Origin of the sequence: Thiothrix nivea DSM 5205 (assembly GCF_000260135.1) — a bacterium.
GTDB lineage: Bacteria > Pseudomonadota > Gammaproteobacteria > Thiotrichales > Thiotrichaceae > Thiothrix > Thiothrix nivea.
Map to the genome: position 1 here is coordinate 4,587,587 of NZ_JH651384.1, position 18,408 is coordinate 4,605,994.

20 protein-coding genes are annotated in these 18,408 nt (G+C 42.6%); 16 read left to right on the forward strand and 4 right to left on the reverse strand.

Annotated elements, in window-relative coordinates; genetic code table 11:
* Positions 1 to 293 precede the first annotated feature (293 nt).
* Positions 294 to 716 (reverse strand): hypothetical protein, encoded by a 423-nt coding sequence (locus THINI_RS22700; RefSeq protein WP_002710825.1) that lies wholly within the window; start codon positions 714 to 716, stop codon positions 294 to 296.
* A gap of 207 nt (positions 717 to 923) precedes the next feature.
* Here THINI_RS22700 and THINI_RS22705 point away from each other — a divergent pair, with 207 nt between their 5' ends.
* The 8 genes from THINI_RS22705 (at position 924) to THINI_RS22735 (ending at position 5,915) form a co-directional block, all read left to right on the forward strand.
* Positions 924 to 1,526 (forward strand): hypothetical protein, encoded by a 603-nt coding sequence (locus THINI_RS22705; RefSeq protein WP_002710826.1) that lies wholly within the window; start codon positions 924 to 926, stop codon positions 1,524 to 1,526.
* A 143-nt stretch (positions 1,527 to 1,669) separates the two neighbouring features.
* Positions 1,670 to 2,584, forward strand: a complete 915-nt coding sequence (locus THINI_RS22710) for a hypothetical protein (protein ID WP_040839750.1) — start codon at positions 1,670 to 1,672, stop codon at positions 2,582 to 2,584.
* Positions 2,565 to 3,038, forward strand: a complete 474-nt coding sequence (locus THINI_RS22715) for a hypothetical protein (RefSeq protein WP_002710828.1) — start codon at positions 2,565 to 2,567, stop codon at positions 3,036 to 3,038. The genes THINI_RS22710 and THINI_RS22715 overlap by 20 nt, the downstream gene beginning before the upstream one ends.
* 65 nt (positions 3,039 to 3,103) lie before the next feature.
* Positions 3,104 to 3,802 (forward strand): hypothetical protein, encoded by a 699-nt coding sequence (locus THINI_RS22720; RefSeq protein ID WP_002710829.1) that lies wholly within the window; start codon positions 3,104 to 3,106, stop codon positions 3,800 to 3,802.
* A gap of 45 nt (positions 3,803 to 3,847) precedes the next feature.
* Positions 3,848 to 4,021, forward strand: a complete 174-nt coding sequence (locus THINI_RS25470) for a hypothetical protein (RefSeq protein WP_154724490.1) — start codon at positions 3,848 to 3,850, stop codon at positions 4,019 to 4,021.
* A gap of 107 nt (positions 4,022 to 4,128) precedes the next feature.
* Entirely contained in the window at positions 4,129 to 4,911 is a 783-nt protein-coding gene (locus tag THINI_RS22725; protein ID WP_002710830.1) for a hypothetical protein, read from the forward strand.
* A gap of 136 nt (positions 4,912 to 5,047) precedes the next feature.
* Positions 5,048 to 5,497: a hypothetical protein gene (locus tag THINI_RS22730; RefSeq protein ID WP_040839752.1), complete on the forward strand. Its 450-nt coding sequence runs from the start codon at positions 5,048 to 5,050 to the stop codon at positions 5,495 to 5,497.
* Between the two features lie 22 nt (positions 5,498 to 5,519).
* Positions 5,520 to 5,915: a hypothetical protein gene (locus THINI_RS22735; RefSeq protein WP_002710831.1), complete on the forward strand. Its 396-nt coding sequence runs from the start codon at positions 5,520 to 5,522 to the stop codon at positions 5,913 to 5,915.
* A gap of 478 nt (positions 5,916 to 6,393) precedes the next feature.
* On the opposite strand, the gene THINI_RS22740 is transcribed toward THINI_RS22735, so the two are convergent.
* Together THINI_RS22740 and THINI_RS22745 are read right to left on the reverse strand one after the other, a co-directional pair.
* Positions 6,394 to 7,425 (reverse strand): IS110 family RNA-guided transposase, encoded by a 1,032-nt coding sequence (locus tag THINI_RS22740; RefSeq protein ID WP_002706572.1) that lies wholly within the window; start codon positions 7,423 to 7,425, stop codon positions 6,394 to 6,396.
* Between the two features lie 359 nt (positions 7,426 to 7,784).
* Positions 7,785 to 8,132: a hypothetical protein gene (locus tag THINI_RS22745; RefSeq protein WP_040839755.1), complete on the reverse strand. Its 348-nt coding sequence runs from the start codon at positions 8,130 to 8,132 to the stop codon at positions 7,785 to 7,787.
* 1,339 nt (positions 8,133 to 9,471) lie between these two features.
* Here THINI_RS22745 and THINI_RS24665 point away from each other — a divergent pair.
* The 4 genes from THINI_RS24665 to THINI_RS22760 all read left to right on the forward strand — a co-directional run bounded on the left by THINI_RS24665 (position 9,472) and on the right by THINI_RS22760 (position 13,300).
* The gene (locus tag THINI_RS24665; protein ID WP_002710832.1) at positions 9,472 to 10,197 is read left to right on the forward strand and encodes a macro domain-containing protein; all 726 of its coding nucleotides are present in this window, start codon (positions 9,472 to 9,474) and stop codon (positions 10,195 to 10,197) included.
* 11 nt (positions 10,198 to 10,208) lie between these two features.
* Positions 10,209 to 10,850 carry a DUF4433 domain-containing protein gene (locus THINI_RS24670; RefSeq protein ID WP_002710833.1) on the forward strand — a complete coding sequence of 214 codons (642 nt, stop codon included), beginning with the start codon at positions 10,209 to 10,211 and terminating at the stop codon, positions 10,848 to 10,850.
* Between the two features lie 121 nt (positions 10,851 to 10,971).
* Positions 10,972 to 11,688, forward strand: a complete 717-nt coding sequence (locus tag THINI_RS22755) for a hypothetical protein (protein WP_002710834.1) — start codon at positions 10,972 to 10,974, stop codon at positions 11,686 to 11,688.
* 778 nt (positions 11,689 to 12,466) lie between these two features.
* The gene (locus THINI_RS22760; protein WP_002710835.1) at positions 12,467 to 13,300 is read left to right on the forward strand and encodes a hypothetical protein; all 834 of its coding nucleotides are present in this window, start codon (positions 12,467 to 12,469) and stop codon (positions 13,298 to 13,300) included.
* Positions 13,301 to 13,777: 477 nt separating this feature from the next.
* On the opposite strand, the gene THINI_RS22765 is transcribed toward THINI_RS22760, so the two are convergent.
* A complete protein-coding gene (locus THINI_RS22765; protein ID WP_002706572.1) occupies positions 13,778 to 14,809 on the reverse strand; it encodes an IS110 family RNA-guided transposase in 1,032 nt (343 codons plus the stop codon).
* Between the two features lie 241 nt (positions 14,810 to 15,050).
* Between THINI_RS22765 and THINI_RS22770 the strand changes: the two genes are divergently transcribed.
* The 4 genes from THINI_RS22770 to THINI_RS25480 all read left to right on the forward strand — a co-directional run bounded on the left by THINI_RS22770 (position 15,051) and on the right by THINI_RS25480 (position 18,343).
* Positions 15,051 to 15,461: a hypothetical protein gene (locus THINI_RS22770; RefSeq protein WP_002710836.1), complete on the forward strand. Its 411-nt coding sequence runs from the start codon at positions 15,051 to 15,053 to the stop codon at positions 15,459 to 15,461.
* A gap of 1,422 nt (positions 15,462 to 16,883) precedes the next feature.
* Entirely contained in the window at positions 16,884 to 17,192 is a 309-nt protein-coding gene (locus tag THINI_RS22775) for a hypothetical protein (protein WP_002710837.1), read from the forward strand.
* A 4-nt stretch (positions 17,193 to 17,196) separates the two neighbouring features.
* The gene (locus THINI_RS25475; protein WP_154724491.1) at positions 17,197 to 17,712 is read left to right on the forward strand and encodes a hypothetical protein; all 516 of its coding nucleotides are present in this window, start codon (positions 17,197 to 17,199) and stop codon (positions 17,710 to 17,712) included.
* A 241-nt stretch (positions 17,713 to 17,953) separates the two neighbouring features.
* A complete protein-coding gene (locus THINI_RS25480) occupies positions 17,954 to 18,343 on the forward strand; it encodes a zinc ribbon domain-containing protein (protein ID WP_002710838.1) in 390 nt (129 codons plus the stop codon).
* Positions 18,344 to 18,408 lie beyond the last annotated feature (65 nt).

The window sequence follows — 18,408 nt, forward strand, 5'->3', positions numbered from 1 at the left end:
CAACTCGAAAACAGAAGTGGCAAGGTCGATGGTGATAATGGTATTTTTCATGCTTGGTCTCCATGGTTTTCAGCGTTTAACAGTGGCACTATGATGCCGTGCTGGGGCTGTGGAGACCATTCCATCAATCGACGACGGACGCGGTGACAGCCCGCGACTTCGCACAGTTTACCCCCAGCCGCGCCCGTCATGCATGACGTTGGCCTCGCTATAAACCGATAAGTTTTACCAAACTGAGGGCGTGAAAGAAGATGGGTTTGTCATGCGCTAACGCGGGAAATAGTGTGCCAGGTTCAAAAGCCGAAAAGATTGGTTTCGGTGGCCGCTCTGATGAGCGGGAAAGGCTGTGCATGATTCATCCGTGCCAATTCAAAGCTTATCGGGTTCGCTATGCTCAAAACCAGAGTGCCAACGTCAAAGCCTGCAAATAAAGAATGGGTGCGCCGCGTTGATACGCGGGTAACTGCCGTGCCGGGTTCATCCTTGCCATCCCAAGTTTCATCGAGTTCGCTGATGCTCAAAAGCAGAACGCCAGCGTTAAAGCCTGACAATGAAGAATGGGTGTGCCGCGTTGATACGCGGGTAACTGCTGTGCCGGGTTCATTCGTGCCATCCCAAGTTTCATCGAGTTCGCTGATGCTCAAAAGCAGAGTGCCAACGTCAAAGCCTGACAATAAAGAACTGGGTGCGCCGCGCTGATGCGCGGGAACTGCCATGCCAATCCCGTGAATTGAAGATATTGAGGCTATCCCGTTAACAAAAAGCCGTTGATCCGTCAAAGTCTCCAAATAAATGGCCAACAAGGCTCTCGACGACGGACGCGGTGACAGCCCGCGACTCCGAACGATTTACTCCCAGCCGCGCCCGTCAGCTATGACGTTAGCTTCTTAACCACTCTCCACTCAAATCAATAAAGGCACAAAATGATCAGTTTCGATTTAAAATATAGAGACTATTCAAATGCTTATGATCTCGCGGCTATTGGCTTTCTTTTATATTTCTTATATATGTACTTCACGGGTGATTATCGAGTTAATGTCATCAACTACTATTTAAATCAGGTTTTCAATATCCAATTATCATTTGAGACACAAAAGACAGTATATATGACCTCTTCAATGATATTATTAGCATATCTCGTTAATAGTAGAACTTTTTGGGTTTTGATGCTAGCCGTGATTGATTTATATATTTTAACGCGACATAATGTTGACATAAATAATTATTTCTCCTCACTAAGTGATAATTACATCAAAATACTTCAGTCATTTATACCATTATTAGTGGCTTCCCCTTTTGCTTTTATTATTTGGATGTTCAGAAATAATGATAAAACAAAAGAACTTCAACAAAAAGAGAGAGAATACCACGCCAAACTACAAGAATTAGATCTAAGAAAAGAAGAACTAAAAAATAAAGTGAAGAGTTTAAATCAAGATTACAACCTTAAGTCAATAGATCAAGAACTCAAAGAAAGGGAGATTTCCCTTAAAGAGAGAGAGCTTGAATTAAAAAATAATTATTAAAAAGCTAACAACTCATTCGACGACGGACGGCGTGACAGCCCGCGATTCTTACTTTCTACTCCCCGCGCCGCCCGTCAATTCAGACGTTAGGTTCAAAAACTAGCACCGCATTCTTAACTAAATAAATTATTTAGACATATCATATGGTAAAAAATCACTCTTTATGCCTTAAGGTTGACTTTGAGAAAAGGTCTAAAAATCCAGAAAGAGTTTTCAAAGCCATGACTCGACTAATAGAGAGTATAGAGGAAATTCAAGATAAGTTAACCTTTAGCTTATCAGTCGATATAAGAACTGAATTATTACTAGAAGAAATAAAAACAGGCTCTTTATTAACTTGGCTTAGTGCCGAAACCACATACCCAGAAAATAAACCAGAAATCAAGATAGATAAAAACAATAATAAAAAAATCAATAACTATCTTCAAAGAGGAATAGAAAAGATAGTCGACTTTACATCACGAAGAGATAAAATAAATTCAATCAAAGAGATTAACGACTTACAAGATGATCTCTATAATATGGCATCAGATACAGACATAAAAAACATCCCAGCCTATTCGAAAATAGCAGAAAAAGATATAATGGAGTTTCTATTAAAGACAAACGAGGCATCTAAAACTCTATCAAAAGATGATGAGATATTTTTCATTTTTGATAATGGCGCTAAGAAATACAATAAAGAGTTCTCGATCACAAAAGAGAGCATTGAGGAGTTATTAATTCAGAGTCAAAAAGAAGACCTAGAGTTCTTGGAATTAAAAATAAAGAAGCCAGATTATATTGGCGACTCAAAATGGGAGTTTATGTATGATGATAAAATCATTGATGTTAAAGTGGACGACCACAACTGGCTTAAGAAATTCAGAAATCAAGAATTTGCATTAAGACCAGGAGATTCCCTTCTTGCACTTGTGATGGTTAAGAAGTTTTATAATCATAACTCAGAACTAATAAAAACCACATATCGCCTAGATGAGGTCAGAAAAATAATTAGACAACCGTCTCCACTTAAAAACATGGAATTAAACTTAAATAATGAGCAGGAAAGATATTAATACATTCTCGCTTCTTTTATCTGAAGTTTTATTTACAATGTTCCCATTCATTGTTATTGCCATAACCATATTTTACAAACAAGGAACTACCACAAGTATTTTTCAATATCCTGATTGGGCTGTTGCAGCTTCTGTTCTAAATGGTCAGTCTGTTATCAAACTTATATCAGGAGCGATAGCATCAGATATAAAGACCCATTGGCAACGAGTTGCATTAATAGTCACATTACTTATTGTAGTATGCTTTGCACCATCACTTATCATACTGACATTATTGCTGATTTCAGATAAACCTAGCGACTTTCTTATATCTGCACAATTAATATTGTTTCTACTATCTTTCATCGGTTTTTTCTGGATAGGCAAAACTGGCCATGATCTTGCAGAACATATAGAGACAAAAAAACCTAACGATTATGTCGACGACGGACGCGGTGACAGCCCGCGACTTTGACCAACTTACTCCCCGCCGCGCCCGTCACATGAGACGTTGGCGTAGATATAAAAAGAGTCACCAATATGAATGATGATCAATTAAGCATTTTTGATGAAAGACTGTGGAAAATAAAAATATATGATACATATAATGCCTACAAGTCAATTGAGACTTTTCTTGCGCTTCACTCAGATAGTGAAGCATTAGAAGAAGAAGTTGAATCACTGGAAAAATTATTTGATTTACAATCAAATCAAATGGTTGTTCTTTTCTGTACATACACAGAAGTGATGATAAAAGATTTTTTATACACTATTTACCATGAAAACCCCAACGAAATAGAAAAGCACTTATCAGATGAGTTTTTACATGAATTCAAAGAAGCACGATCAAAAAAATCATTAGATCAAGAATTAATTGAGAAGTTTGCAAATATTGCGGCAAAAAAATCATTTAAATCTTCGAACATAGAAAAAACATTTAATATAATTTGCAATCTAGTCTACAAAAAAGACCCCATGACATGTAAAAAAGATTTTGAGAAAACAAAAGAAAACTTAATAAAAATATTCAAAATCAGAAATCTTTTAGTCCACCAAGATAAAGAATCAAAGACGAGTGCAAAAAATATTATAGATATTTTATATTTAAAAATCGCTCTTAATTTTATAGATAAATTAAATGAGTTCTGTGATGTCTTGAACCTCAATTCTGTTAAAGAGACTAAGCAAAAAAGACAAGAAGAAGCCGAACGACTTTTAACTAATATTTTTTTATTATAAATAATTAATACACTTATTTGTATTTTCAAAAATTGAGGCATATGTATGAATCGTGAGGCAATGTTAATTATTTGGGGGATGGCAATTCTTGTTGGGGTTTCTTATCTTATACGAACAAATATTAATGGAGAAGTTATAAATCTTGCAGTCGTGCAGGTTGTTTTGGGAGTACTCGGACTTTGGAGAGAATCAACTATTCAAAAAGGGAAAAATTCATAAGCCAACAAGATTCTCGACGACGGACGCGGTGACAGCCCGCGACTCCGAACCGTTCTACTCCCCGCCGCGCCCGTCAGATTTGACGTTATGCACCCAAAAGGTAAACGATGACACCAACCATAAATTCAGTATGGAATGCAGTCAGTGCAATTCTTAAAGATCACTTTAGTTTTTATGATATTAAACAAGTCATTGGCTTAGCTGGATTTGACCTAGAAAGCATTGCAGATTTAGAACAAGAAAGAGGTGTATCCAAGGGAAAGTTAATAACTGGAATAACACAGGGATACTCAAATTTTTCTGAACATGATAAAAAACACTTTATTAATATAATTGTTGAAGAGATATTAGATCAAAGACCTCACCTTTTTGAAAAATTAGAAAAATACTTATCCCGACTAGGTTGGGAGTTTAGCAATGGCTCTGTTATCCCAATAGAAATATTTGATATTTCAGATCTGCCAGAGCTTCATGAAAAATCAAAAGAAGATTTAATAAAAGCTTCATTAAGATTTAGGGATGGTGATCTTAGCGGAGCAATATCGTCTGCGTGCGCAGCAGTAGATAATGTTACTGCTCACATATATAGTAAGTATAATTTGGGTGATGTAGGAAAAGCATCATTCCAAGAAAAATGTAAAGTGGCAATAAAAAATATTAAACTATTTGAAGAAGTAGATAATCAACTAAAATCTATTGGATGGACAGACAGTTCAACATCTCCATTTAATAAAAACTTTGAAGGTTCTTTAAATCAAGCCGCTTACGTAATGCAAACATTAAGAGCTAATATGTCAGACGTTCATGGCACAAAACCTGTATTAAGACCTTTGGTTTTTGACAGCATTAAATGGGCAGAGATATTAGTCAGAGTATTGAGTGACAAATAAAAGCATAACGAGTGCTTCGACGACGGACGCGGTGACAGCCCGCGACTCCGATTTATCTACTCCCCGCCGCGCCCGTCAAGCGGGACGTTAGCAATTTACTACCCACATCGTTTCAAACTTTAAAAAGGTTAATTGAGTGGATATACAAATAGATCCTATAGCTGCCCTGATTAGTTCAATGGCTGCAATTATATCAGTAATATTTTATTTAAAATCAAAAGCATTAACATTGGAACTTAAAGAAAGTGAAGAAAGACTTAATAAGTCTATTTTTTATTTTGAGAGAAATAATTCTTTTGAAGGAAGAATAGATGATTGTCCTGAATGTTTAAGATTTTATGGTATAGATTTGGAGGAAATAAAGAAAGATGGGATTTCACATAAAGAAATTTCTTATTTGGTTCAGGGGTTAAATTTAACAAAATCTGTTTGTAATAGTGAAAACATTAGCGCCGAAGATTTTTTCAAAGATAATGAGTATTGGCAAAACCTTCTTGCTCAACCCAAAACAAAAATAGTTTGGAAGTATGCAAAGAAATTAATGACTGGAGATATAAAAATAGCATTAGATAAGATATTGGGCTAGATAAATTAAAAAGGCATAACTTATGAGCTTAGGACAAAACCAAAACAGTGATCTGTTAATTAAACAATATGAGCAGGCTTGGCAACAAGTCAGACATCTTGACTCTAGCTATATACAGATCACACTTTTATATATGGCTTTAATTGGTGCTTATATAGGTAGCTTTGACAAGTTAACTACAAATTTAACAATAGTATCCATTGGCATTAGTGCGGTAAGTCTATGTATTACAGGAATTATATTTCGTACTCGATATTTAATTGATAAGCAAATGGAAATAATACTGAAAATTGAAGAGTCATTAGAAATGATGCCTTCATATTCTGTTTCGGGATTAAAGAATATAAGGACATCATCCTATTTAATTCTCGCTATTATTTTCATGACCACTATCGCCATAATCTTAGGTTTAAAATAAGATGCTAACAAACATATATGGTCTCCACAGTCAACCCTTTCCAGCAAAGATCCAATAAAAACCCTCAAGGCGCAGTTCCTGTGCCTTTTGGTGCAACAGCCCATGCTGGCTTCTTTGCCTGAAACGCCGGTATTGTCAAGGAGGAGTCCCGCAGGGAAGCTCCTTGACAATGCCGGTGTGTAAGGCATCCTGTTGGCGGGCTGTTGTCTTCGTCATGTGTGTTTTCCCCCTGTGTTGCGGGTGACGGTTTTGCTCAAGGACAGGCATTGGACAGACCAAACTGCATTCGTATATCCGGCTTCTTTACGCGGGGCGCATTGCCCCTGAGCCATCATGGAAACCGCGTAGCAGGTGCCTATCGTTCGACCGGGCTTGGATTGCGCCACTCTCGTTACCGGCTTTTCCTGCTACTGGTTTAACCTGTCAAACCATGAACGTACTGTCGTCTACGCAAGGTCAGGGAGGGGAAAACGGGGTATCAGGCTGGGCAGTACCCCGCTTGGTAAGGTTTGCCGCTTTTCCAGCACGCCCACACGGTCCGCGCCAGTTTGTTGGCAAGGGCGACAGCGGCTTTGTTATGCCCGCTGCGCTGTTCCAGCTTCACCGCCCATTCCTGCAAGCGGGCAAGGGGTTTGCCGGATTTCGCCTGCCGCTTGGCAGCCACCAAAGCCGACCGCGCCCCGTGGACCAGCAAGGTACGCAAGTAGGTGTTGCCTTGTTTGGTGATGCTGCCCAGGAAACGGCGGTTGCCACTGCTGCTTTCGCGTGGGGTGATCCCCAGCCATGAGGCAAATTGGCGGGCGGACTGGAACTGTTCGGCTTTGCCGACCGCCGCGACCAGGGCAGTGCTGGTCAGCAACCCAATGCCGGGGATGGTTTGCAGGTTGGCAACCGTTTCATTCTGGCGGGTGGCATGGATGAGCTGCTGTTCCAGTCCTGCCATATGGGTTTCCAGCGTTTCCAGTTCCTGCATCAACGGGCGCAGCATGTACAAGGTGAGTGAGGACAACTGCCCCACATGAAGGTTGGCTTCCCGCAAGGCTTCGCGGTCACTGGCAGGCAACGGGATGCCCTGTTCGCGGAACACGCCGCGCAGGAAATTCATCCGTGCCACCTTGGTGCGTTTCCATTGTTCACGCAAGCGGTGCATCTGTTGCAGTTCCTGCTGCCCGATGCTTTTGATGGCCACCGGCTTGATCCCTTCACAGCGGTACGCTTCCAGCAGGGCTTCGCAATCGGTACGGTCGGTCTTGTTGCGGCGGCGGTAGGGGCGGACATATTGTGCGGGCAGCAACAGGGCTTCGTGTCCCCATTCACGGAATAACCTGCCCCAATGGTGGGCGCTGCCGCAGGCTTCCATCACCAGCAGGGCTGGCTCTTGTTCATGGATAAACTGACGGAAAGCGTCGCGGTCAAGCCGCCGCCGCTGGGTGATGCGGTATTGTGGGGTGGCAATCGCCAACTCGAAAACAGAAGTGGCAAGGTCGATGGTGATAATGGTATTTTTCATGCTTGGTCTCCATGGTTTTCAGCGTTTAACAGTGGCACTATGATGCCGTGCTGGGGCTGTGGAGACCATTCCATCATTCGACGACGGACGCGGTGACAGCCCGCGACTCCGATTCACTGACTCCCCGCCGCGCCCGTCATGCTGGACGTTGGCGGGGGTTATTACCAAAACACATCGCCAGATTGAGAGAGCGGCAAAAAGTTGGTTTTTCCCTTGATGACAAAGTGCGGTGGTTACGTTCATTTACCGTGATTGGTTGTTGCCCAGCTTTCACAGTGCGCTGATGCGTGATAAACAACACAAAACTGAACCACCGAAAATAAAGCGATTGCCCTTCGCTACAACAAAAGTGCTTCGATTCATGCCAAGGGTGCCAGATCAAAGACAACACCGCGCTGATGCGTGACAGGCCAAACCAAACTGAACCACCGAAAATAGAACGCTTGTCCTTCGCCACAACAAAAGTACTTCGGTTCATGCCAAGGGCACCAGATCAAAGACAACACCGCGCTGATGCGTGGCAGGCCAAACCAGCCTGAACCACCGCAAAAGAACGATTGCCCTTTGCTGACAAAAAAGTGCTTCGGTTCAGTTGCCGGGTGCCAACCCAAAGACAACTCCGCGCTGATGCGGGCGAGATAGTACAAAACTGAACCACTGAAAATAGAACGCTTATCCTTCGCTACAACAAAAGTGCTTCGGTTCATGCCAGGGGTGCCAAATCAAAGACAACACCGCGCTGATGCGTGACAGGTCAAACCAAACTGAACCACCGAAAATAGAACAATTGCCCTCCGCTACAACAAAAGTGCTCATGTTCATCTGCCAAAAACGGGGACTTGCCCTACTTTCACGGTGCGCTGATGCGTGACAGATTACGCCAGATTGATGCCTCGTTTTTTTGGTCGTGCTTCACTCAAAAGCCGTGCCACAAAGTATTCACTGATAATAAATCGCCAACAAGCCATTCGACGACGGACGCGGGGACAGCCCGCGACTTCGCCCAGCTTACTCCCAGCCGCGCCCGTCAATTACGACGTTGGCAGCAGGTAAAGCGGTGGTTAACCACAAATCAAAGAGAAGAGATTTTTCCCGTGCGATAAAGTGCGGTGGCCATGTTCATTTACCTGAATAGGTGGTTGCCCAAAGTTCACGGTGCGCTATCGCGTGACAGATTACGCCAGATTGAACGACCGAAAATAGGGTGCTTGTTTGTTGCTGATAAAATACGGTGGCCATGCCAATTTTTCATGATTGGTGGCTACCCAAAGTTCACAGTGCGCTATCGCGAGAGAGACAACACCCACTTGAACGACGAAGAACAGGGGTTCGTCCGTTGCTGATAAAATACGGTGGCCGTGCCGATTTTTCATGATGGGTGGCTGCCCAATTGTTCACGGTGCGCTATCGCGGGAAAGACAACGCCAACTTGAACGACAAAGAATAGGGTGCTTGTCCGTTGCTGATAAAATGCGGTGGCTGTGCCGATCTTTCATGATGGGTGCCTGACCAATTGTTCACGGTGCGCTATCGCGAGCGAGACAACACCAACCTGAACCACCGAAAATAGGGTGCTTTCCGTTGCCGATCAATACGGTGCTTCTGTTCATTTACCGAGATTGGCGGTTGCCCAAAGTTCACAGTGCGCTGATGCGTGAGCTAGTGTGTCAACTGATCCAGTTTTAATGCAGTGAGAGAGAGATTTATCAATGACAGGTTGTCGGTTATTTGAGGTTCATCCAAGTGCCAACAAGAGTGTCGACGACGGACGCGGTGACAGCCCGCGAGTCCCAACAATTTACTCCCCGCCGCGCCCGTCACACATGACGTTGGCTTTATAAAAATGGCATCACAAAATTAATTACCTTAAAGCATTGCAATAGTTTTACAGATTCTTTAAGTAAACAAAACTTTTAGCTACATACAAACCTTCCTTTATTTTCAATTGAAAAATTTCATTAAATATGTTAGCTTTATCAAATCACAATCAACTATGCAATAAAAATCAATAGGTTAACGTTTGATTTTGCTTTGAGAGCTTAGAACATGGCGAAAATTGTAGAAATACGTGGTAATATTTTTGACTCATCATGTCAAACCATTGTTAATACAGTTAACTGCGTAGGAGTTATGGGAAAAGGAATAGCATTTGAATATAGACACCGTTTTCCTGAAATGTTTAAATCATACGCAAGATTATGTGAAAATAAGCAGTTACATCCTGGATTATTACAGCTTTGGACAAAAAGTACACCTTGGATTCTAAATTTTCCTACCAAAAATCATTGGAAATACCCCTCTAAAATTCAATATATAGAGTCAGGGTTGTCTAAGTTTGCTGAGACTTACTATGCTAGAGGAATTACATCTATTGCTTTTCCTGAACTTGGAACCAGTTCTGGTGGGCTTAAGTGGGCAGAAGTTAGTAACTTAATGTATAAATACCTAGAACCTCTAAATAATTTAGACATAGAAATATACCATTTCGACCCGAATGCAAAAGATACTTTTTTTGATACTCTTTTTCAAAAAGTACATAGATTTGACCTTTCTGACTATAAAAACTATTTAAACATCCCATCACAACAAAGTCGGATAATTAGAGATGCAATTGAATCTAATAAAATTAATACCATGCTTGAACTTCAAAATCTTCCTGGCGTAGGGGATAAAACATTTGATAAAATATATACATTTGTGAATGCAGAAAAAGTTAGTCAGAGCAATCGTTTAGTAACAAATTCCGAAAGACAACCAAGTTTAAATTTTTAGGAAAATAAAACATGTCTCTATCAGAGTGGAGAAAACAAAAACTATCAAGCCACCCTCTTCAATCATTATATTACTTCTCAAAGATAAATAATTTAAGCTCAATCTTAAAAAATGGTATTTTACCAAAAAATACAGTAACCAACTCTGTATTTTCTTCTGAATCATTTGCCGAAGAATCAGTACAAGAAAAGAGACACCGAAAAATTATAGAGCTATCTAATAATTCTGAAATACCATTACATGATCTTGTGCCACTATATATGACACCGAAGACTCCTACTTTATCAGCAAGAAGAAATATACAATCGGAAATATTTTTTGTTGAAGTATCCTTATCTGTAATTTGGGATGGGTCTAAAGAGTTTGCATTTACTGATGGCAATGCTGGTGCAAATGAAACAAGATTTTTCCATAGTCTCTATAAATTAGCTGAAATTCCTTGGAACGTTATCGCTGCTCCATATTGGAATGAGCATGAAGATGGTAGAAGAAAACGCTGTTCGGAATTTTTAATTTATCCATCTATTGAGCCATCATATTTCAAACGTTTGGTAGTGGTAAATGACATCGCTAGAAACAATTGCGAGTCTATAGCAAAACGGGCTGGATTTAAGATAGCTATTGATACTGTCCCACAGTTTTTCTTCACTTAAAAGCCAACAAGTTGCTCGACGACGGACGCGGTGACAGCCCGCGACTCCGACCATTCTACTCCCAGCCGCGCCCGTCAACCGAGACGTTAGCAACATAACCAGCCCAAGGGTATTTTTTAAAATGTCAGAGAATTTTAATAAAAGTGATATTAGTACCATTATCGCAAAAGGGACTTTAGGCGTTATACCTATAGTAGGCCCAATAATTGCCGAAATAGTTGGAGCAACCATTCCCAACCAAAGGATTGATAGAATTGAGTCGCTTTTAAAAAAATTAGAATTAAAATTAAATGGTTTTGATAAAGATAAAATTGAAAACAAAATCAAAGAACCTGAAAGTATAGATTTGATCGAAGATAGTTTTATTCAGGCATCCAGAGCTTTATCAGAAGAAAGAAAAGAATATATAGCAGCATTATTAAAAAATAGTCTTACTAACGATGACTTAAACCACATAGAATATAAACGATTATTTTCCTTGCTTGGTGAGATGAATGATATTGAGATTTTAATATTAATATCGCATAGATTCACATTATATCGCGATGATCCCGAAGCTCAATTATTCTGGGAGAAGCACAGAGAAATATTAGAAGAACCACTTCTTTTTTCTGGCGCATCACAAGAAGAAGTTGACAAATACACACTATATCAAACGCATAGAACACATTTGGTTAGTTTAGGCTTATTCAAGCCAAGATTTAAAAAACCTAAAAATGGCGAGTTACCCGAATTTGATGATAAAACCGGAATGATTAAAGCATCTGGATATGATTCCACAAGTTTAGGTCGTTTACTGTTAAGAATGATTGATCAACAGGGTAAAGAAGATTTCTAGATAAATCACATGCTAACAATTATGTCGACGACGGACGCGGTGACAGCCCGCGATTCTTACTTTCTACTCCCTGCCGCGCCCGTCACACATGACGTTGGCGGGGGTTATTACCAAAACACATCGCCAGATTGAGAGAGTGGCAAAAAGTTGGTTTTTCCTTTGGTGACAAAGTGCGGTGTCTATGTTTATTTGCCGCAATTGGTGCTTTCCCAGCCTTCACAGTGCGCTGATGCGTGACAGACAACACCAAATTGAACCACCGAAAATAGAACGGTCGACCTTCGCTACAACAAAAGTGCTTCGATTCATGCCAAGGGTGCCAGATCAAAGACAACACCGCGCTGATGCGGGCGAGACAATACAAAACTGAACCACCGAAAATAGAACGTTCGTCCTTCGCTACAACAAAAGTGCTTCGGTTCATGCCAAGGGTGCTGAGTCAAAGACAACACCGCGCTGATGCGTGACAGGCCAAACCAAACTGAACCACCGCAAAAAGAACGATTCCCCTTTGCTGATAAAAAAGTGCTTCGGTTCATCTGCCAAAAACTGGTGCCAAACCCACTTTCACAATGCGCTGATGCGTGACAGTTTGTGCCAGGTTGATGGTTTGCATTTTTGGCCGTGCTTCAATCAAAGGCCGTGCCACAGTTCATTTGTTGATAATATAGCGCCAACAAACCATTCGACGACGGACGCGGGGACAGCCCGCGACTTCGCCCAGCTTACTCCCAGCCGCGCCCGTCAATTACGACGTTAGATCATAAATGGAGATATAGTGCTAGCTGATATAATTCAAAATCAATTTGTGCAACTTATTTTAGCTATCTCGACAATTCTGGGTGGTATCGTTGCATATAAGGAATTATTTTCAAAGAATAACAAGATTATTGATAAAAGAGTTTCATACAATGTTACAAGAACCAGCACACGAAACAACAATAACTCAGACTCAGATAAAAAACCTCCTTATAAAGGTAAAATAGTTAGCGATATTACAAATGGTGACTTAGGAGAATATTCTATTGCTTTTGATTTCTTTCAAAAACATAAGAATGCAGAGATAATTAATCGAGACATTATCAGAGAAAAACTTTGCCCAATCTTAAACAACACCGCTGTAGGAAAAGATGAATTTGAAAAAGAAAAAGTAAGAAAAAATATAATTAAAATAATACAAGACATTAAAACAAACAAATATATAGCCGAATCAAAGACATACTTAACGATTAGTGAATATGATTTCTCAAAAAAAGGTTTTTTTATTATTTTTCGTTGTGATGATTTTAACAACCAAGGTTTAACTTTCGATGTCGACACTAAAAAAAGCACCTTGATTGATAGATTTTTCATAAAAATTGAAGATCAAGATAAAGCAAAAAAATGGCGTGATGATTTTTATCATTTAAATGATAATTTATTACTAAGAGGATTTCAAACATATGCGCCTGGCGGAATGGATTCAAAAAAAATTCAAGATATTTGCCAGCTCCTTATAAGCATAAAGAATTGTAGATTTGACAGTGGGCCTTGGGATGCAACTACAATGCTAGATGTTACTATTTTTGGTATGTCTCTTAAATATACAAGATTTCCAGAAATACCAGAATAAAATCTAACGATTGTATATGGTCTCCACAGTCAACCCTTTCCAGCAAAGATCCAATAAAAACCCTCAAGGCGCAGTTCCTGTGCCTTTTGGTGCAACAGCCCATGCTGGCTTCTTTGCCTGAAACGCCGGTATTGTCAAGGAGGAGTCCCGCAGGGAAGCTCCTTGACAATGCCGGTGTGTAAGGCATCCTGTTGGCGGGCTGTTGTCTTCGTCATGTGTGTTTTCCCCCTGTGTTGCGGGTGACGGTTTTGCTCAAGGACAGGCATTGGACAGACCAAACTGCATTCGTATATCCGGCTTCTTTACGCGGGGCGCATTGCCCCTGAGCCATCATGGAAACCGCGTAGCAGGTGCCTATCGTTCGACCGGGCTTGGATTGCGCCACTCTCGTTACCGGCTTTTCCTGCTACTGGTTTAACCTGTCAAACCATGAACGTACTGTCGTCTACGCAAGGTCAGGGAGGGGAAAACGGGGTATCAGGCTGGGCAGTACCCCGCTTGGTAAGGTTTGCCGCTTTTCCAGCACGCCCACACGGTCCGCGCCAGTTTGTTGGCAAGGGCGACAGCGGCTTTGTTATGCCCGCTGCGCTGTTCCAGCTTCACCGCCCATTCCTGCAAGCGGGCAAGGGGTTTGCCGGATTTCGCCTGCCGCTTGGCAGCCACCAAAGCCGACCGCGCCCCGTGGACCAGCAAGGTACGCAAGTAGGTGTTGCCTTGTTTGGTGATGCTGCCCAGGAAACGGCGGTTGCCACTGCTGCTTTCGCGTGGGGTGATCCCCAGCCATGAGGCAAATTGGCGGGCGGACTGGAACTGTTCGGCTTTGCCGACCGCCGCGACCAGGGCAGTGCTGGTCAGCAACCCAATGCCGGGGATGGTTTGCAGGTTGGCAACCGTTTCATTCTGGCGGGTGGCATGGATGAGCTGCTGTTCCAGTCCTGCCATATGGGTTTCCAGCGTTTCCAGTTCCTGCATCAACGGGCGCAGCATGTACAAGGTGAGTGAGGACAACTGCCCCACATGAAGGTTGGCTTCCCGCAAGGCTTCGCGGTCACTGGCAGGCAACGGGATGCCCTGTTCGCGGAACACGCCGCGCAGGAAATTCATCCGTGCCACCTTGGTGCGTTTCCATTGTTCACGCAAGCGGTGCATCTGTTGCAGTTCCTGCTGCCCGATGCTTTTGATGGCCACCGGCTTGATCCCTTCACAGCGGTACGCTTCCAGCAGGGCTTCGCAATCGGTACGGTCGGTCTTGTTGCGGCGGCGGTAGGGGCGGACATATTGTGCGGGCAGCAACAGGGCTTCGTGCCCCCATTCACGGAATAACCTGCCCCAATGGTGGGCACTGCCGCAGGCTTCCATCACCAGCAGGGCTGGCTCTTGTTCATGGATAAACTGACGGAAAGCGTCGCGGTCAAGCCGCCGCCGCTGGGTGATGCGGTATTGTGGGGTGGCAATCGCCAACTCGAAAACAGAAGTGGCAAGGTCGATGGTGATAATGGTATTTTTCATGCTTGGTCTCCATGGTTTTCAGCGTTTAACAGTGGCACTATGATGCCGTGCTGGGGCTGTGGAGACCATTCCATCATTCGACGACGGACGCGGTGACAGCCCGCGACTCCGTTTTGATTACTCCCCGCCGCGCCCGTCAACCGAGACGTTGGCGGCAGAGAGTTTGGTGATTTTTGCCAAGTTGGGTAAATAAAGACATTAGGTTTTCCCTTGCTGAAAAATTACGGTGGTTATATTCATCATGAATAAGAGTTTTTATATCGCTTTTTCTATTTTTGCATTGCTCCTGTCAAGTGCAACATTTGCTGAATCATTACAAGATGAGCTATTCGCCAAAGTCATCGCTGGGGCTAACTGCAAACAAAGTATAAATAATGGCTTGATTTGTGATTATAAAGTTGGCGACCAACTAAGTTTCTCCATCAAAGATGCGGGAGATTCAGATACCGTTATTGGGTTCAATCAATCTGATATTGATAATGAGTTTTATGCTGTGTTTTATGCCAATTGTATTGTCGTAGTTCCCGGGCACGCACATCCACGGAATTATGATAAAGACTATGGGATATATGTTTCACCCAATAATGGGCAGGTTTATCAAACAAAAACTGAATGTCAAGCAGCCAACAAAAGCATTGGTACGCCGCGCTGATGCGTGACAGACAACACTAATTTGAACGACCGAAAATAGAGAGATTACCCGTTGCTGATAAAATACAGTGGTTACGTTCATCTACTCAGATTGGTGGTTGCCCGATCGTTCACGGTGCGCTGATGCGTGACAGACAACGCCAACTTGAACGACCGAAAACAGAGAGATTATCCGTTGCCGACAAAGTGTGGTGGTTACGTTCATCTACTCAGATTGGTGGTTGCCCGATCGTTCACGGTACGCTGATGCATGAGAGACAACACCAGCTTGAGCGAGCAAAACAGAAAGATTATCCGTTGCCGACAAAGCACGGTGGTTACGTTCATTTACCGAGATTGGTGGTTGTCCAGCGTTCACAGTGCGCTGATGCGTGTGATACCGTGCCAACTTGAGCCGTTTTTATAGTGTGGGTTAGCTTCATTAATAAAGAGAGTTCATCTTGTTATTGAGATCAATCCAAGTGCCAACGAGTGGTTCGACGACGGACGCGGTGACAGCCCGCGACTCCGACCAGCCTACTCCCCGCCGCGCCCGTCAACCGAGACGTTGGCAGCAGATAAAGCGGTGGTTAACGGCAAATTAAAGAGAAGAGGGTGTTTTTCAGTGCGATAAAGTGCGGCGGCCATGTTCATTTGCCTGAACAGGTGGTTGCCCAAAGTTCACGGTGCGCTATCGCGTGACAGATTACGCTAACTTGAGCGCCCGGAAACAGGACACTCACCCGTTGCTGAGAAAATGCGGTAATTCTGCTGATTTTTCATGATGGGTGGTTTCCCAAAGTTCACGGTGCGCTATCGCGTGAGAGACAACGCCAACCTGGACCACGAAGAACAGGGCTTTATCCGTTGCTGACAAAATACGATGGCTATGCCGATTTTCCGTGATTGGTGGCTGACCAATTGTTCACGGTGCGCTAACGCGGGAAAAGACAACACAAACCTGAACGACTGAAAATAGGGTGCTTTCCGTTTTCGATAAGGTGCGGTGGTCATGTCAATCTTTCATGATTGGTGGTTGGCCAATTGTTCACGGCGCGCTATCGCGTGAGAGACAACACAGACCTGAACGACTGAAAATAGGGTGCTTCCGGTTGTTGATAAAGTGTGATGGTCATGCCAATCTTTCATGATGGGTGGCTGCCGAACGTTCACAGTGCGCTGAAGCGGGAAGCTGTGTGCCAACTGATCCAGTTTTAATACGGTGAGTGAGAGATTTATCAAAGACAGCTTGTCGGCTATTTGAGGTTAATCCAAGTGCCAACAAGAGTGTCGACGACGGACGCGGTGACAGCCCGCGACTTCGCACAATTGACTCCCTGCCGCGCCCGTCACACATGACGTTGGGCGAGTTAAAAAAAAGTGCATCGCCAGATTCAAAGACCGAATAAAAATGTTTTCATCATGTGCTAACGCGGGAAATACCGTGCCAAATTCAAAAGCCGAAAATACTGATTCCGGTGGCCGCGCTGATGCGCGGGAAAGTTTGTACCCTGTCCCATTCGTGCCAGCCCAAAAAAATCGTGCGCTGATGCGTGACAGACAGTGCCAACCTGACCGCCTGAAAATAGAGCGTTCATCCTTCGCCGACAAGAAAGGTGCTTACGTTCATTTGCCCAAAATGGTGCCAAACCAACAAAACCCTGCGCTGATGCGTGATAGACCGTGCCAACCTAACGACTTGAAAAAAGAACGCTTGTCCTTCGCTGATAACAAAAGTACTTCGGTTCATTAGTACAGTGAAGAAAATATTTTTCCATCTTTACGGCTCCATTCCGGTTTCCTTTCATTCGCCGCTATCCATTGATGAGGCTGTCTCCAGGTTGCGATCAACAACGACTCGTTCAGTTTTTCAGAGTATCACCTATGAATCTGCCTGTGGTTTTGTCTTTTCTCGATACGTTTCTCTTCGAAGAACTGCGCCATTTGTCACCAACGCTTTCAGTTTGCAACTTCGTGGCAGATTTAAAAATATAGATAACGCTACAGTTTTTCAGGGTTCATTTTCAGTGGCATGGTTCCCTAAAATTTTTATATCAGTAGTGATTGTCTTCCTTTCCATACTGACAGTTAACTCTCTTATACAAGTTCTTAACAACCAGATTGATATGTGGTTCGCTCCTATAGTCCCTCTTTTCATGATGGGCTTTGCTATATTCATGGTACAGTTTGGAGCGTGGTCTTCTGAATATGATCAAGCGTTTATTTCAAAAATTGTCAGAGAAGCACTCAAAAATGATAGTGCTACATCATGAGCCAATATATTTAAAGGCTACACTAATAAAGCCCAACAAGTGTGTCGACGACGGACGCGGTGACAGCCCGCGATTTTTAACGGCTTACTCCCCGCCGCGCCCGTCACACGAGACGTTAGCCGCCTATCTCCAACAGTGGCGTGATATACATCGCATGGTGTAAACTTCCCGAAGTGATAGTAGCGAGACATCATAAAAGAATAAGCTATTAATTTTAAGGTTTTTAATAAGGAAAAGAAAAATGGCCTTGACTAAATGTAAAAAATGCGGCACTGAAATCAGCACAAAAGCAAAAGAATGTCCTAAATGTGCTGCTCCTCAAGGACCTAAACAATACAATGTAGCAATATTAATTTTCCCGCTTATTATTGGCTGGTTACTTTATTCGTTTTTTACTACGGATCATACATCATCAAGTACCAATTCATCAGGATTTAGAGGTGCCGAGTTTAGCACTTTAGAGCAATGTATGACTGGACTACAAAAAGAGCTTGGCGCAAAACTCAGGGTAATAATAGATGAACCTGAAGAAGTAACAGGTTCGCAAGCAGATGGTACATTTTGGGCGTGCGAAAAGAAATCAACAGGAACCAAAGGAATATATTGGGAGGGATATTATAAAGCAAAATAAATTTACACTAATTTTCCTTCTAAAAATTAAAAAGGATAATCGCTTGATATATTGTTCAATAAAAG

Coding starts and splice junctions, on each gene's coding strand:
- THINI_RS22765 (WP_002706572.1), bottom strand. CDS start 14,809: ATGAAAAATACCATTATCACCATCGACCTTGCCACTTCTGTTTTCGAG.
- THINI_RS22715 (WP_002710828.1), top strand. CDS start 2,565: ATGAGCAGGAAAGATATTAATACATTCTCGCTTCTTTTATCTGAAGTT.
- THINI_RS22740 (WP_002706572.1), bottom strand. CDS start 7,425: ATGAAAAATACCATTATCACCATCGACCTTGCCACTTCTGTTTTCGAG.
- THINI_RS22705 (WP_002710826.1), top strand. CDS start 924: ATGATCAGTTTCGATTTAAAATATAGAGACTATTCAAATGCTTATGAT.
- THINI_RS22725 (WP_002710830.1), top strand. CDS start 4,129: ATGACACCAACCATAAATTCAGTATGGAATGCAGTCAGTGCAATTCTT.
- THINI_RS22735 (WP_002710831.1), top strand. CDS start 5,520: ATGAGCTTAGGACAAAACCAAAACAGTGATCTGTTAATTAAACAATAT.
- THINI_RS24665 (WP_002710832.1), top strand. CDS start 9,472: ATGGCGAAAATTGTAGAAATACGTGGTAATATTTTTGACTCATCATGT.
- THINI_RS25480 (WP_002710838.1), top strand. CDS start 17,954: ATGGCCTTGACTAAATGTAAAAAATGCGGCACTGAAATCAGCACAAAA.
- THINI_RS22770 (WP_002710836.1), top strand. CDS start 15,051: ATGAATAAGAGTTTTTATATCGCTTTTTCTATTTTTGCATTGCTCCTG.
- THINI_RS22720 (WP_002710829.1), top strand. CDS start 3,104: ATGAATGATGATCAATTAAGCATTTTTGATGAAAGACTGTGGAAAATA.
- THINI_RS24670 (WP_002710833.1), top strand. CDS start 10,209: ATGTCTCTATCAGAGTGGAGAAAACAAAAACTATCAAGCCACCCTCTT.
- THINI_RS22710 (WP_040839750.1), top strand. CDS start 1,670: ATGGTAAAAAATCACTCTTTATGCCTTAAGGTTGACTTTGAGAAAAGG.
- THINI_RS22755 (WP_002710834.1), top strand. CDS start 10,972: ATGTCAGAGAATTTTAATAAAAGTGATATTAGTACCATTATCGCAAAA.
- THINI_RS25470 (WP_154724490.1), top strand. CDS start 3,848: ATGAATCGTGAGGCAATGTTAATTATTTGGGGGATGGCAATTCTTGTT.
- THINI_RS22745 (WP_040839755.1), bottom strand. CDS start 8,132: ATGAACCGAAGCACTTTTGTTGTAGCGAAGGATAAGCGTTCTATTTTC.
- THINI_RS22700 (WP_002710825.1), bottom strand. CDS start 716: ATGGCAGTTCCCGCGCATCAGCGCGGCGCACCCAGTTCTTTATTGTCA.